This is a genomic window from Paraburkholderia sp. EG287B (genome assembly GCF_040965595.1).
Lineage (GTDB): Bacteria > Pseudomonadota > Gammaproteobacteria > Burkholderiales > Burkholderiaceae > Paraburkholderia.
This window is the reverse complement of record NZ_JBFRCG010000006.1, coordinates 126705-140477: the sequence shown is the minus strand read 5'-3', so window position 1 is coordinate 140477 and position 13773 is coordinate 126705. Positions and strand designations below refer to the sequence as shown.

Annotated in this window: 11 protein-coding genes and 1 pseudogene; 8 read left to right on the top strand and 4 right to left on the bottom strand. The window is 62.7% G+C overall.

Going from position 1 to position 13773, the window contains the following annotated elements:
• Positions 1-129: 129 nt before the first annotated feature.
• The 4 genes from AB4Y40_RS12110 (at position 130) to AB4Y40_RS12095 (ending at position 6374) form a co-directional block, all read left to right on the top strand.
• The gene (locus tag AB4Y40_RS12110) at positions 130-927 is read left to right on the top strand and encodes an ABC transporter substrate-binding protein (RefSeq protein ID WP_368687868.1); all 798 of its coding nucleotides are present in this window, start codon (positions 130-132) and stop codon (positions 925-927) included.
• Between the two features lie 31 nt (positions 928-958).
• A complete protein-coding gene (locus tag AB4Y40_RS12105; RefSeq protein ID WP_368687867.1) occupies positions 959-2203 on the top strand; it encodes an NAD(P)/FAD-dependent oxidoreductase in 1245 nt (414 codons plus the stop codon).
• A gap of 444 nt (positions 2204-2647) precedes the next feature.
• Positions 2648-3757, top strand: a complete 1110-nt coding sequence (locus AB4Y40_RS12100) for a 3-oxoacyl-[acyl-carrier-protein] synthase III C-terminal domain-containing protein (protein WP_368687866.1) — start codon at positions 2648-2650, stop codon at positions 3755-3757.
• Between the two features lie 28 nt (positions 3758-3785).
• Positions 3786-6374: a hybrid sensor histidine kinase/response regulator gene (locus AB4Y40_RS12095; RefSeq protein ID WP_368687865.1), complete on the top strand. Its 2589-nt coding sequence runs from the start codon at positions 3786-3788 to the stop codon at positions 6372-6374.
• Here the strand turns inward: AB4Y40_RS12095 and AB4Y40_RS12090 are convergent.
• Both AB4Y40_RS12090 and AB4Y40_RS12085 read right to left on the bottom strand, forming a co-directional pair.
• Positions 6347-6667 (bottom strand): annotated as a pseudogene (locus AB4Y40_RS12090) (ATP-binding protein); the annotation flags it as partial. The gene AB4Y40_RS12095 and the pseudogene AB4Y40_RS12090 sit on opposite strands and share 28 nt — an antisense overlap.
• The gene (locus tag AB4Y40_RS12085) at positions 6651-8588 is read right to left on the bottom strand and encodes an EAL domain-containing protein (protein ID WP_368687864.1); all 1938 of its coding nucleotides are present in this window, start codon (positions 8586-8588) and stop codon (positions 6651-6653) included. The gene AB4Y40_RS12085 and the pseudogene AB4Y40_RS12090, both read right to left, overlap by 17 nt.
• 237 nt (positions 8589-8825) lie before the next feature.
• On the opposite strand from AB4Y40_RS12085, the gene AB4Y40_RS12080 reads away from it, so the two are divergent.
• The gene (locus tag AB4Y40_RS12080) at positions 8826-9185 is read left to right on the top strand and encodes a DUF3564 family protein (protein WP_368687863.1); all 360 of its coding nucleotides are present in this window, start codon (positions 8826-8828) and stop codon (positions 9183-9185) included.
• Between the two features lie 45 nt (positions 9186-9230).
• On the opposite strand, the gene AB4Y40_RS12075 is transcribed toward AB4Y40_RS12080, so the two are convergent.
• Complete coding sequence (locus tag AB4Y40_RS12075; protein ID WP_368687862.1) at positions 9231-9488, bottom strand: hypothetical protein; 258 nt, start codon at positions 9486-9488, stop codon at positions 9231-9233.
• Positions 9489-9752: 264 nt separating this feature from the next.
• Between AB4Y40_RS12075 and AB4Y40_RS12070 the strand changes: the two genes are divergently transcribed.
• The 3 genes from AB4Y40_RS12070 (at position 9753) to AB4Y40_RS12060 (ending at position 12275) form a co-directional block, all read left to right on the top strand.
• A complete protein-coding gene (locus AB4Y40_RS12070; protein WP_368687861.1) occupies positions 9753-10577 on the top strand; it encodes an IclR family transcriptional regulator in 825 nt (274 codons plus the stop codon).
• Positions 10578-10628: 51 nt separating this feature from the next.
• On the top strand, positions 10629-11330 hold the full coding sequence (gene ehuD, locus AB4Y40_RS12065) for an ectoine/hydroxyectoine ABC transporter permease subunit EhuD (protein ID WP_368687860.1): 702 nt from the start codon (positions 10629-10631) through the stop codon (positions 11328-11330).
• 84 nt (positions 11331-11414) lie between these two features.
• Positions 11415-12275, top strand: a complete 861-nt coding sequence (locus AB4Y40_RS12060) for a substrate-binding periplasmic protein (RefSeq protein ID WP_368687859.1) — start codon at positions 11415-11417, stop codon at positions 12273-12275.
• Positions 12276-12305: 30 nt separating this feature from the next.
• Here AB4Y40_RS12060 and AB4Y40_RS12055 read toward each other — a convergent pair whose 3' ends face one another.
• On the bottom strand, positions 12306-13598 hold the full coding sequence (locus AB4Y40_RS12055) for a GGDEF domain-containing protein (protein WP_368687858.1): 1293 nt from the start codon (positions 13596-13598) through the stop codon (positions 12306-12308).
• Positions 13599-13773 lie beyond the last annotated feature (175 nt).

Sequence of the window (13773 nt, the reverse complement as noted above, 5' to 3'; positions counted from 1 at the left end):
TTTTGTCCATTCTAGACTTTATTTTTATTTTTCGTCTATATTCCTCCTGCGGCCGCGGCCCTCGTGAAAGGGCGCCGCACGAAGCGCAACACACGTGAACAGACACTTATTACGAATTGGGTGACGACGATGAACAGGAAGATGATTCGCTTTGCGGCTGCGGCCAGCCTTGCGTGCCTGGCGGGCATGACGGCGGGCGCGGCGCACGCGCAAGACCCGAAAACGCTGCGCTTCGGCGTGGAGGCATCCTATCCGCCGTTCGAGAGCAAGACGCCCTCGGGCGATCTGCAAGGCTTCGACATCGATATCGGCAACGCGGTGTGCCAGAAACTGCAGATGAAGTGCGTGTGGGTGGAGAACAGCTTCGACGGTCTGATCGCCGCGCTCGAGGCGCGCAAGTTCGACGTCATCAATTCGGCCATGAACATCACCGACAAGCGGCGTCAGCAGATCGCCTTCACGCCCGCCATCTACGTGATGCCGATCCAGATGGTCGCGAAGCGCGGCTCGGGTCTGCAGCCCACGCCCGCGAGCCTGAAGGGCAAGTCGGTTGGCGTGCTGCAAGGCTCGACGCAGGAAGACTATGTGCGCAAGCACTGGGGCACGCAGGGGGTGAACGTCGTCACCTACGAGAACCAGGACCAGATTTTTGCTGACCTCGCGGCCGGGCGCCTGGACGGCGCGGTGCAGGAAGTGCAGACTGCCACCGACGGCTTCCTCTCGAAACCGCAGGGCAAGCGCTTCGAATTCGCGGGCGCGCCGCTCAAGGACCCGGCCACGCTCGGCGAAGGCACGGGCTTCGGCATGCGCAAGGACGACGCGGCGCTCAAGGCGAAGGTGGTGGCCGCGATCGATTCGCTGCGCCAGGACGGGACGCTCACGAAACTGTCGATGAAGTACTTCGGCCGCGATATCGTCGCAAAGTGATGCCGATGACTTTGGACTCCAGAGCCGATTCATGAGCCAGAGCGCGATCGTTCTCGGGGCGGGCATCGTGGGCGTGAGCGTCGCGCTGCATCTGCAGGCGCGCGGCGTGCAGGTCACGCTGGTCGACCGGCGCGGGCCCGGCGAGGAAACGAGCCATGGCAACGCGGGGTTGATCGAGTCGTCGTCGGTCGTGCCTTATGGCTTTCCGCGCGACTGGCGCACGCTGCTGCGCCTCGTGCGCAACGACTCGACCGTGCTGCGCTACGACGTGCGCTCGTTGCCCGCCTACGCGCGCTGGCTCGCGTCGTTCTGGCGCGAGTCGTCGCCGGCGCGCCTCGCACGCGCCGCGCGCGACATGCTGCCGCTCATCGAGCGCAGCGTGGCCGAGCACGACGCGCTGATCGCGCGCGCGGGCTTGCGCGACATCGTGCGGCCCGTCGGCTGGCTCGAAGCGTGGCGCTCGCCCATTGGCTTCGAGCGAGAAATGCACACGGCGCAGGGCGTGGCCGACGCCCATGCGCTGCATGTGCAGATGTTCGACGCGCCGGGCCTCATCGCACTGGAGCCTTCACTCAACGCGGGCTATGCGGGCGCGATTCACTGGATCGATCCCGCGAGCGTGGCGGATCCTGGCGCGCTGACGAAGGGCTATGCGCAACTATTCCTGCGTGAAGGCGGTGCATTTGCACAGGGCGACGCGCGTACGCTGATGCCCGACGGCAAGGGCTGGCGAGTGCAGACCGACGCAGGGCCGGTGAGCGCCGAGCTTGCGGTCGTGGCGCTCGGCCCATGGTCGGACCTCGTGACACAGCCGCTCGGCTACCGCGTGCCGCTCATGGTCAAGCGCGGCTATCACATGCACTACGCGAGCGAAGCGCGTGCGCCGCTCGTGCGTCCGGTGGTGGATATCGAAGGCGGTTACGTGGTCGCGCCGATGCGTCGCGGCCTGCGCCTGACCACGGGCGTCGAGCTTGCCACGCGCGAGCGTCCGCCCAACTATGCGCAGCTCGACGCCGCCGAGCGCGAGGCGCGTCCTGTGTTCGGCCTCGGCGCGCGGCTGGACGAAACGCCGTGGATGGGCTTGCGCCCGTGCACGCCCGACATGCGCCCGCTGCTCGGGCCTGCGCCGCGTCATGCGGGGCTGTGGTTCGCGTTCGGTCACAATCATCATGGCCTCACGCTCGGGCCGGTCACGGCGCGCCTCGTTGCCGAGCAGATCGTCGGCGAAACGCCGTTCATCGATCCCACGCCGTATTGGCCCGCACGGTTTGGCTAAGAGACGTGTGTTGAGCCGGTAGCGACCCGGACCGCGGCGACGGCACATCGGCCGCCCGGAATGACGAGTTCGCGGATTCCGTAGCCATTCGATGCGACCGGTTCGTTTGGCCAGTCAATGAACTTGCGCACGCTCTCGTTGACGAGCCCGGTGGGTCGATTTCCCGACGCTCAAGTTCCACTCACTGTTGCCGATATTCCGTTCGGGATCATTCCCGCAAAGTATGCGCCGAACATGAGTCGTGAAGCCTGAGCCGTCGCCGAATGGCTCAGGTAGCCAGAAGCTGAATTGAAAGAATGGGAGGGAGGCAGGTTCCCGGGAGCATGGCGACGAACCCCGGGCGCTCGAGACCCAGCCGCTGAAAGTCAACGCGTAGGGAAGGGGGGAAATTCGTGATAAACGGTGGGGGCGCTAACGTACGGGGGCCGTCCGGCCGGATATCTGGTGTCCAGATATCCGCGTGCCACACGCGCGAGACCTTTACCCATCCATCTTTTCGCGATTCACGGATTCTCTATGCTTATCAAGAACGTCGCAGTCAGTCTTCCCTCGAGGGTCGTCACGAACGAAGAAGTCGTCGATATGATCCGCTCCCACTCTACGGCTTTCGATGGCGACATCGACAGGACCGCGCGAACCATCAAGACGCTGCTCGACCGGAGCGGGCTGGTCCATCGTCGCTGGTGCGACAGCCATGAGTCGCCCATCGATCACGTTGCGATGGCGACGCGCAAGGTCTTATCGGAAACCTATCTGAGGCCGGAGCACATCGAACTGTTCATTTTCGTCGGCATCGGTCGAGGGTTTCTCGAGCCGGGCAACAGCCACATGATGGCGAGCACGCTCGGCTTTGGCAATGCCGAATGCTTCGATGTGGTCGATGCCTGCATGAGCTGGACGCGGGCCATGTCGATCGTCGACAGTCTCTTCAAGACCGGCCAGTATAAGAACGCGATGATCGTGAATGCCGAATTCAATATGCTCGCAGGGGGGCCGCTCTATCCTTCGAATTTCGCGCTCAAGCATCACGCCCAGGTCGAATACACCCTGCCGTCGTTTACGATAGGCGAAGCGGCGACGGCCACGCTGGTGGTGGCGAAGGAGCCGGATAACTTCAGCTTTGCATTTCGCGGCAAGCCCGATGTCTCGGACCTGTGCACGATTCCGATTCCTGGCTACGAGGGGTATTGCCATCCCACCGACCGTATCGGCAAGAACGGCGAAATGCGGTTTACCTCGTTCGGCCACGAACTGCACAAAAATTCAGATGAGCTTTCCGAAGTCTTCTCCAGACTGGCCGTTCCCAAAAAGGACATCGACATCGTGTTTACGCACGCCTCCTCCAAGGCCGCGTGGCACGGCTACGGCGTGAAGGCAGGCATCGACGATAAGATGTATCACATCTATCCGGATACCGGAAATCTCGTTTCCGCCTCGATTCCGGCCGCGATTTCGATGGCCAAGGAGACCGGGAAGCTGAAGCGGGGCGACAGGGCGCTGTGCTGGGTCGGCAGCGCCGGCATGTCGTTCAACGTGAGCAGCTTCCTGTTCTGAGGCTCGGTATCAGTCTATTGAGAACGATATGAAAGGCATTGCAGGAGGCGTTCGCTATCTGATGCAGCGGGTTCGCGACGCATATGGGTTGTCGGACCTTAGCGTGCTGGCGGTGGGCGTGATCGGGACCATCGGCCATCCGCTGTACTGGTTGTGGTGGACCTACATCGACCCCCAGCCCAATGAAAGCACGCTGATGCGCGTGATCGGCGCGCTCGCCTGTCTGCTGTTGCTGCTGCGCCGCTTCTGGCCCGCAGCAGCAGTGCCTTTCCTGCCGTGGTATTACTTCCTGACGGTAGCCTATACGCTACCGTTCTTTTTCACCTACTACCTGATCACCGGCCACTATTCGATGATCTGGTCGATGGCGGAAGTCGGGATGATGTTTTTCCTGATCGCGATTTTTCCGTCGTTCGTCGCGCTGGCGGTGAATCTCGCGCTCGGGGTTGGCCTCGCTATTCTGTGCGCGTGGATCGTCACGCCGGAGTCCCTGCACGTCGACGGCCATTTGCTGCTCTATACCTACCTGCCGGTTTTCGCGTTCGGCATCAGCGCGGGCCTCACGTTCAGCTACAGCAACATGCGGGGGATCACGGCGCAGGCCAAGAACGGCGCACTTCGGGCGCTCGCGGGCACGATCGCCCATGAAATGCGGAATCCGCTCAGCCAGCTCAGGTACGTGCTCGATCGCGTCGAGGAGGCGCTGCCCGCGATGGCCGAGTCGAAGCCTGTGCCGGCGTTGCCGGTCGACGCGGTGGCTTCGCTTTCGCAGCACGTTGCGCACGGACAGCTGGCGATCGATCGCGGGCTCAGAATCATCGCGATGACGCTCGATGAAGTCAGCGCCAAGCCCATGCAGTCGGACAATCTCAACTATGCGAGCGCGGCGGAGGCGACACGCAAGGCGCTCGACGAGTACGGCTTTGGCGGCAGGAAAGAGCGCAGCCGCGTGAAACTGATGGTCCTCGAAGACTTTACCTTCAAGGTCGACGAGACCGTCTATCTGTTTACCTTGTTCAATCTGATCAAGAATGCGCTGCATCACATGGCGGCGCATCCCACGGCAACACTCACGCTGACTGTCGACCGGAACAAGGTGATCGTTCACGACACGGGACCGGGCATCGCAGCCGAGATGATGTCCCATCTGTTCGAGCCTTTCCGCACCCAGGGAAATGCTGCCGGCACGGGTTTGGGGCTTGCCTACTGCCAGCGTGCGATGCGCTCGTTCGGCGGCACGATCGAGTGCCGCTCGGAAGCCGGCCGATTCACCCAGTTTACGCTCGAGTTTCCTGCCATACCGGAGAGCGAAATCGCGGCCTACCGGCAGACGCTACTCGCACGCGCCACGGAGTTCTTCAGCGGGAAGGCGATCCTGTTCGTGGATGATGACGCGGTGATACGCGAGAAAGTCTGCCATGCGTTTGCGGGGGTGGGCGCCCGGGTCGTCGAAGCGGAGAGCGGTGAGCGCGCGCTGACGCTCCTTCGAGAGAGCGCCGCCTACGATCTCGTCCTGATGGACATCAACATGCCGGGTCTCGACGGCTACACGACCACGGAGAAGATCCGTTCCGACGCCGACCTGGCTGGCGGGGGCCTTCTTGTGGTCGGTTATACGGCCGAAGCTCACAACCTGGCTCGCGTGCTCGCGAAGGGTGCCGGCATGGACGCAACGATCAGCAAGTCCATACGCATGGTGGAACTGGTGAGTACGCTGCAGAAACTCATGGAAAGCGGCGATCGCCATTTGCGCCACCCGCGCTTCGACGGATTCGCGGGCAAGACGATTCTCGTCGCGGACGACGACACCTACAGCCGGATGGTCGCGAAGAGCTATCTGGAGCGTTGTGGCGCCAGCGTCGTGGAGGCGGAAAACGGACAGGGCGTGCTGGCGCGCCTGCAGGGCGGCGGCAATGTCGACGCCATCGTGATGGACATGAACATGCCCGGCATGGGCGGCGTGGAGACGGCGGCGTGGATTCGCGCCCGCGTGGACGAGTATGGCGAGCTGCCTATCGTGGCCCTGACCGGCCAGTCCGATATGGCGGCAGTCAGGGCCTGTCTCGCGGCGGGCATGAACGAGGTCATGACGAAACCGGTGCAGGTCGGTGTGCTCTATGCCTGTCTCGCGCGGCAGTTTGCGCACTCGCGCGTGGCGAGCGCCCCGGAGAAACGCGAGCGGCCGACAGCGCCGGTCATGCGGGTTGCAAACCGGGCTGCGAATCGGCCGGCGATCGCGGAGAACGACCTGCTCGATGAGGCACACCTCGACGAACTGGCGTCGCTCGACATGCTGGATCAGACCTTCCTCAAGGGCATTGCGCAAATCCGCTCGCTACTGGCGCAGCTTGCAACCAGTGTGGAGGCCGGTGACATCCGGGCAGTCCACGCGACGCTACACGTGCTTTCAGGCATCAGCGGGAACATCGGCGCGAAAGCGCTGCACCTGTATGTGAAGCAGATCTATCCGCGCGTCCTCGATGGCCAATGGCCGGACGAGACCGACTGGCTCGACCAGACCACCGCACTGGGAAACCGCTCGGCCGACGCGCTGCATCAATATTTTGTGGCGGCGATAAGCCCGGTCGATCAGCCGGGCGTGTCGAGCGAGGACTGAGGCTCGAGCGGCCGTTGTGTGTTAGCGGCTTGCGCGCGTTCCTTGCGGGTGCCAAAGCGCATCGTGACGGTCGTCCCGACACCCACGGTGGAGTCGACTTCCAGGCCGCCGCCAAAAGATCGCATGATGCGGTTGCAGAAGATCATGCCCATGCCGTGGACACCTTCTTCGGCGTGAGTCGTGATCGGGTCCCGCAAGAGTCGCGCCTTGATTTCGGGAGCAATGCCCGGACCGTTGTCGCGCACGCGGATCTGCGGTTCGAGCGTGTCGAGCACTTCAATGCGCAACGCAGGGCGGGGCGTGCGGCTTTTCGCCGAGCGTGGCAAGCGAAGCCCGCGGTAGCGGGCCGCCGTCGGCGAGCATACGCGTGATGCTTTCGGCATCGAGCGGCCTGCTGAAGCGGAATCCCTGCGCTTCCACACAACCGAGCGCGAGCAGGCACTCCTGCTGGGCGAGCGTCTCCACCCCTTCGGCGATGACGGATAAACCGAGCGCCTGCGCAAGCGTAACCATCGCCTTCACGATCGCACCCGTGTCCGTTTCCCCGACGCCTTGCACGAACGCACGGTCGATCTTGATGCGATCGACCGGCAGCGCGCGCAGTTGACTCAGGCTCGAGTAGCCCATGCCGAAATCGTCGATGGCAATACGAATACCCGCGCGGCGAAATGCGTGAAGGCGGCGCGCGGCGATCTCCGGTTGCTTCATCAACGCGGTTTCGGTGACCTCGAGCTCGAGCATCGTCGGATCGACGCCCGTCTCCTGCAGGATGGTCTGAAACGTCTCGACCATATCCGTGCGTTGCAACTGGAACGGCGACAGATTGACCGCGATGCGCACCGGCGCAATCCCCATGTGCCTCCATAGCGCCGACTGCCGGCAGGCCTCATGCAGCACCCACTCGCCGAGCATCTCGACAAATCCCGAGGCTTCCGCTATCGAAACGAATTCGGCCGGCGCGATCTCGCCGTAAATCTCATCGTGCCAACGCGCCAATGCTTCGACGCCAAGCACGTGGCCGTTGCGCATGTCGACCTGCGGCTGGTAGTGCACGCGCAGCGTCCCTGCTTCGATCGCCTTTCTCAGCCGTGCCGAAAGGATGAGCTTTGCGTCGGCGTTCTCGCCCATCTCAGGCCGATAGCGATCCCAGCAATTGCGGCCACGACTCTTGGCCGCGTACATCGCCATGTCCGCGCACGAGATCAGCGTTTCCACATTGTCTCCATCCGCTGGAAACACGCTGATGCCGACGCTCGCGCTCACCACGAGTTCGTTCCCGCCGACGAGCATTGGTTTCGCAATCGTCGCGAGTACGGCATCGGGAAGATCGAAGCGTGTGTCGTCCTGCCCGCGCGGCGCAACGATCATGAACTCGTCGCCGCCGTAACGACCAAGAATGTCGACCGGGTGGGCGCAGGCCCGCAGACGCCCGGCAACTTCGACGAGCAGCTGATCGCCGACGCTGTGCCCGAGCGCATCATTGACGGTCTTGAACGTGTCCAGATCGAGGAAAACAACGTAGACGGTTTCGCCGTGGCGGGCGGGGTCAGTCAGGAGTGCCTGCAATCGTGCGCTGAGCGCCGAACGATTCGCGAGCCGGGTCAGGCTGTCGCATTCGCTGAGTTCGCGCAAACGGCGCGAACGATCGAGAAGCCTGACCGACACGTCATGGGTCGTTTTGGCGAACAGGAGTGGATAGATGAAGATGATGGGCAGCCACACCGGCGCGATCCGTACGTCCAGCGGCGTGGCGGCGACACCGAAGATCGCCGCCCCGGCGATCAGGCCCGCCGCACTCGCGCCCACCCCGGCGACGAAGACCGGCCAACCGCCCACGGCCATGGTGTCGAGCGCAAACATCAACAGGATGACGACGGTTGCGACCGGTTCGAAATGAACCGCCGCGGCCAGCCAGCCGCCGAACGCCGAATCGAAGAGCAGGTTCCATTTCTCTTTGCGGAGTGCATCGTCAGTGTTGGCGCGTACCCGCGAATAAGCGACATGCGGCCAGACGAGACAGATGGCAAGAACGCCGGCGAAGAGCGACGCCGGCGCATGTTGCACGTGCAGCAAGGACAGAACGGGTATGGAGCCGATCGCGTAGCCGAGGACCCGGAGAACATAAATGCGGCGCAAAGTGCCGGCGGTCCAGAACTTGTCGCCCCTGGCGGACGTAAGCACGTCGTCTCCCCGATTCAAATCATATGATTTCATGAGGATAGACCAGATCGGACTCCAGGATGCGGAGAACTCATTCCGACCCCCGGGCGAACCGAAGCTGTGCCGACGTCTTCGGGTTCCGGCTTGACCTTCGCGTTATGTGCGCCTGCGCACCACGGAGTTTTCCCAATATATGGAAAATCCGCTTGCGTTCCATCGCGGAACTTCTAGACTGACAACTTGCGATTCGCGCCGCGATCCCACTAACGAGCCGCACTGCACGGAGTGCTCATGCGACTGACCATCCTGATCAATGGTTCTGACCCGGCAGACAAACACGAATTCGCCCTTGTGTGGATCGATCTCGACCAGAAACGCTGGTCGCGCGAGTCACACGAAGGGGTCGACCTGCCTTCGTGGGGCGACGTCCGCGCCGGCGGCGACGAGACGGTCTTATGCGCTCCGCAAACCGATGCGCCTCTATGCATCATGCGCGGTCTCAGCCTGGACGAGCGCCAGGAAGTCCATTCCGGGCATGGCGATGCGAGCTGGCCGGACAGCAGCGCGTGCAACGAAACAGCATGGCAGTGGCGCTTGCAGGCGGTTGACCGTAAATCGGTTCGAGCCGCGAATTCGCTGTTTGCCTGCTAGTCGTTCGCACGATGGCTGTCGAGCCATCGCCGATGCCGTGCGCCATTACTCCTTCAATGTCGCGAGTAGCCGGTCGATTTCGTCGAACTGGCTTTTCGACAATTGATGGCTTTGCATGATTTCCTGCAAGCGCTTTCGCCAATACGCCGGCGGCAAACGCGACTCGTTCAGGTCCTCTGCAGACAATCGCTGAATCACGGATTTAATGTGCAGGATGTCGCTGTGCGCGACTTGCGACGACCAGGCGCCGGACTTTCTGGATTGCCCGCCACCGTCCAAACCCCTTTCTGACACTGTTCCCATCTTTATTTGCCGTCGGAATATGGCGCTGCGCATGCATGCCCCGAGCGCACCACCGGCCCTGCGGCCTCCTGTTGTCATTTACCTGGGTAAGCCACGCCACGAATCAGGCGTCCTGTATGCCGAATAGATATTCTGTTCGGCTAGGCCGAACGGCGTTCGGCGGCTTATTTATGGTAGTTTCCACCTTGATGACTGTCAATATTGGCAGCGCTAAGCTGGCTGAAACGCGCGACCGCCTGCTAGCGGATAAAAGACGAAATACTAATGACACAAACGGACCAAACCATTGGGGAGCGCAATGCGCTTCGCAGCGTCAGCCGGGCGCTCGATGTTCTGGAGACGCTGGGGAGCAGCGATAACGAGGGGCTTACGGTTGCCGAAATTGCGACGGCAATCGGCGTGTCGAAGAGCACGGCGTTCGAGTTGTTGCAGACCTTGCTCGCCCGTCATTACGTCACCGATGTACGCCTTGGCGGCTCACGGCGCTATCGGCTCGGCTTTGCGCTCGTGCATCTCGGCGACCGGGCGGCGGCGGACGTCGGCATCTCCCAGCTTGCGATGCCGGTTCTGCGCGAGCTGACCGACACGACCGGTCTCACGTCCCGGCTTGCGGTGCTCGACGACAGCGGCTATGCCGTCGCAATCAGCCGCGTCGAGGCGCCCGGCATCGTGCGGATCGCGTCCGCGCTCGGACAACGCGAGCTCCCGCATTGCTCGGCGCTCGGCAAATCCCTGCTCGCGCTGTTGCCGCCGGCGCGCGTCGTCAAGCTGCTTGCGCATACCGGCATGCCGCGTCGCACCGAGTACACCCGCCTGACGCCCGCGGAGCTGATGAAGGATCTGATCCTCGTCGCCGAGCGCGGCTATGCATTCGACGACGAAGAAGACAATCTGGGCGTGGTTTGCGTCGGCGCGGCCATTACGAACCGCGACGGCGAAGGCGTGGCTGCGATCAGCGTGACGACGCTCAAGAACGGACTGGACGACGACGACCTGCACGCGCTGGGGCGCACGCTGCGCGCTCATGCAGAACGCATCAGCCGGATGCTCGGCGCGCAGATTGTCCCGCAACGCGGCGCGGCGAGCTAGCACGCATCTCCTGGCGGATCACCGGTGCCCCCGCGACGGGGCGAGGACCTCATGCTGACCACCTTCTTCGATCTGTTCGATCTGCACGACGCGAACAGCTATCTGCCCGATCTGCTCAAGGGGGCGCTCACGAGCATCGAGTTGACCTTCAGCATCCTGGCGCTCAGCCTGCCGTTCGGCCTGCTGCTCGCCATCGCCAGAATCGGCCGCGCGCGGCTGCCGAGAGCCATTGCATCGGTTTATATCGAGGTCATACGCGGCACGCCCGCGCTGCTGCAACTGTTCTACATCTACTTCGTGCTGCCCTCGTTCGGAATTCGTTTCGCGCCGTTCACGGCGGGTGTCATCGGGCTGTCGATCAATTATTCAGCGTACCTCGCCGAGGTGTATCGCGCGGGCATTGAAGCCGTGCCGAAGAGCCAGACGCAAGCCGCGAAGGCGCTCGGCATGTCCGGCCGCCAGACGCTGCGCCTGATCGTGCTTCCCCAGGCCATCCGCATCGTCGTGCCGCCGCTCGGCAACTATGCGATTTCGCTCTTCAAGGACACCTCGCTCGTGTCGATCGTGACGGTCAAGGAGCTGATGTTCACCGGCCAGATCATCTCGTCGACGAACTTCCAGTACGTCACGATCTTCACGCTGGTCGGCGCGCTCTATCTGGCATTTTCCTGGCCGAGCGCCCTGGTCGTACACTGGCTCGAGCGCAAGATGGGCACAGCGCGGCCGGCGAACGCCGCAGTGCGTCCACGATGACCGTCGCGCTCGTACGTAAGGCAGCAAGGTGAATGACGCGATCGATTCGTCACATCTGGATAACTAACCAATTCGGGGTGTTTCATGCGCAAAGCTACGCTGGCGTTTGCATCGATATTGTTGGGTGTTGCAACCTTGCTGTCCCATGCCCATGCGGCTGATAGCAGCGCAATCGGCGACGCGCACTTCGATGGCGGAGACGGCTCGTACGCGCGCGCAATCAGGAACGGCATCACGCTCGTGATCGCCGCCGACCCGCCGTCGACCTTCCGGGACGAAAAAACTCACTCGTTCGACGGCGCGGACGTGCGCATCTTCCGCGAAATCACGAAGCGGCTCAAGATCACCAAGGTCACGTGGGATATCGTGCCGTTCGACGCGATGATTCCGGCACTGCTCGCCGGCCGCGCCGACGTCATTGTCGACAACCTGCACGAGAACGAGCAGCGGCTGCGCGTCGTGGCATTCACGAGCCCGGCATACTGGTACGGATCGGGCATCGCGGTACAGCGCGGCAATCCGTCGAAGATTCATGGGTGGGACGAGTTTGCCGGCCATACCGTCGGCACGGTGCGCGGGAGCTTCAATCACCAGTTGCTCGAAGGGCGCAAGGACCTCAAGGAGCTCAAGCTCTACACGAGCAACGAGGCAGAGTTCTCCGATCTGATCGCGGGGCGTATCGACGTTGCGATGGAAGACGACATCAAGATCGGGCAATTCCTGAAGCAGCATCCCTCTGCCGCCATGCAAATGGTGGCAGACTACCGGCCGCTGCCGCAGGAGTACGGGTACGCGCGCTACGCGTTGCGCAAAGGCGACGTCGATCTGAACAACGCGGTGTCGAGAACGCTCGACGAAATTCGCGCCGACGGCACGCTGGGATCGATCATCAGGCAGTTCGGCTATACCGACCGCAATCTCTGGTATTTCCCGGTGAAAAACTGATTGCGTCGCGTACCAGCCTGCCTGTCTGTTTCAGGCGGCAAATGCGCGGTCGCAGATTTCCACGCGGTTGCGGCCGAGATGCTTGGCGTGATAGAGCGCCGTGTCGGCATCGCGCGCCAGCTGCTGGATTGTCGCTTCCGCGGCGGCGAGGCAGGCCACGCCGATGCTGCATGTGTATCGAATCACGGGCGCGGTGAAGCCGGGCTGAGCGATTCGCGTGCGGACCACTTCGGCCAGATCGTTAGCCTGTTGCAGGGAGAGTGCCGGCAGCAACACGGCGAACTCTTCTCCTCCCCAGCGCGCGAGATACGCTGAGGCCGGTATTGCCGCACTGGCGCGTTCCGCAAAGTCGATCAGGACGTTGTCTCCCATATCGTGCCCATGCTCGTCGTTGACCCGCTTGAAGTGGTCGAGGTCGATCAGGAGCATGGAGAGCACGGCCCCGTTGCGCTTCGCCAGTTCACGTTCCTCTTCGAATGCGAGCGCGAGTGCGCGGCGGTTCAGCAAACCGGTCAGCGGATCGCGGTACGACTGCCGCTCGAGCTGGATGCGCAAGCGCTCCATGGCAATCAGCAGCAGGCCCACTGTCACGAGCAGGGAAAACGCGGCGCCCGCGGTGAGGTAGAACGTCTGCATCCACTCCGGATGGAAGAGATCGGGCAGGCCCCTCGTCGCAAGCGCGACGGAGATGCTGCGTGCGCCCGCCACTGCGCATTCGGCAAGCAGCAGTGCGCCAACGGCAAGCGCCGTGCGGCTGGGTCGGCCAAGGTGGAGCATCACCACGCCGTGCGTGCCGTAGAGTACCGCGAGCACCCCGGTGATTACGATCGTGCGGCCCGCAACCGATGGCTGGACCAGCCACAGCCAGGTCATGCCGGCCGCGGCGACGAAGACGAGCAGCGAGACGAAGCGCCAGCTGGGTTGGCACCCATAGAGGAGTTGGGTGCCAATGAGTCCCAGCCCCGCGCCAAAAACGATGCCGCAGTTCGCAACCAGGATCGAAAGCCAGTCCGGCACGCTGCCTCGAAATGCGAGGAGAAGAACCGATACGCTGACCACCAGCGCACCCGATGCCCAATGACGAACCCCGCGTATGTTCTGAGGAAAGCTTCGGGCCAGTGAGAGCAACGCGATTGCCATGAGTCCCGGCATGACCGAAGACATCAGGATGACCGTGCGCAGATCGAAGAGCGGCATGCAGGTTCGGCGAGAGTAGGCACTGCGCCTATATAACATATCGATGTCGTCGAGCGCGATGCCAGAGTGAGGCGTGATCGATAACAGACACAAGCGTTGAATGAATTCGCACGCAATACCCGCCATGTGCTTGCCGGAAATCCATCGGCGCCCATTTTTGCGCTCTTCAGAATTCCCGTATCCTGCCGTTAGCGCATGGATGGCATGCCGTGTTGCGCGTTGTTGAAGTTGCCGATTCCGGGAACGCGTGCGTAGATGGCGTTGTACGAGCACACATTCTCTTTGACAGCATGACAAACCC

Excerpts from the sequence above, each read along its gene's own strand:
- AB4Y40_RS12110 (WP_368687868.1), top strand. The coding sequence starts at position 130 with ATGAACAGGAAGATGATTCGCTTTGCGGCTGCGGCCAGCCTTGCGTGC.
- AB4Y40_RS12105 (WP_368687867.1), top strand. The coding sequence starts at position 959 with ATGAGCCAGAGCGCGATCGTTCTCGGGGCGGGCATCGTGGGCGTGAGC.
- AB4Y40_RS12095 (WP_368687865.1), top strand. The coding sequence starts at position 3,786 with ATGAAAGGCATTGCAGGAGGCGTTCGCTATCTGATGCAGCGGGTTCGC.
- AB4Y40_RS12085 (WP_368687864.1), bottom strand. The coding sequence starts at position 8,588 with ATGAAATCATATGATTTGAATCGGGGAGACGACGTGCTTACGTCCGCC.
- AB4Y40_RS12080 (WP_368687863.1), top strand. The coding sequence starts at position 8,826 with ATGCGACTGACCATCCTGATCAATGGTTCTGACCCGGCAGACAAACAC.
- AB4Y40_RS12075 (WP_368687862.1), bottom strand. The coding sequence starts at position 9,488 with ATGGGAACAGTGTCAGAAAGGGGTTTGGACGGTGGCGGGCAATCCAGA.
- AB4Y40_RS12070 (WP_368687861.1), top strand. The coding sequence starts at position 9,753 with ATGACACAAACGGACCAAACCATTGGGGAGCGCAATGCGCTTCGCAGC.
- ehuD (WP_368687860.1), top strand. The coding sequence starts at position 10,629 with ATGCTGACCACCTTCTTCGATCTGTTCGATCTGCACGACGCGAACAGC.
- AB4Y40_RS12060 (WP_368687859.1), top strand. The coding sequence starts at position 11,415 with ATGCGCAAAGCTACGCTGGCGTTTGCATCGATATTGTTGGGTGTTGCA.
- AB4Y40_RS12055 (WP_368687858.1), bottom strand. The coding sequence starts at position 13,598 with ATGGCGGGTATTGCGTGCGAATTCATTCAACGCTTGTGTCTGTTATCG.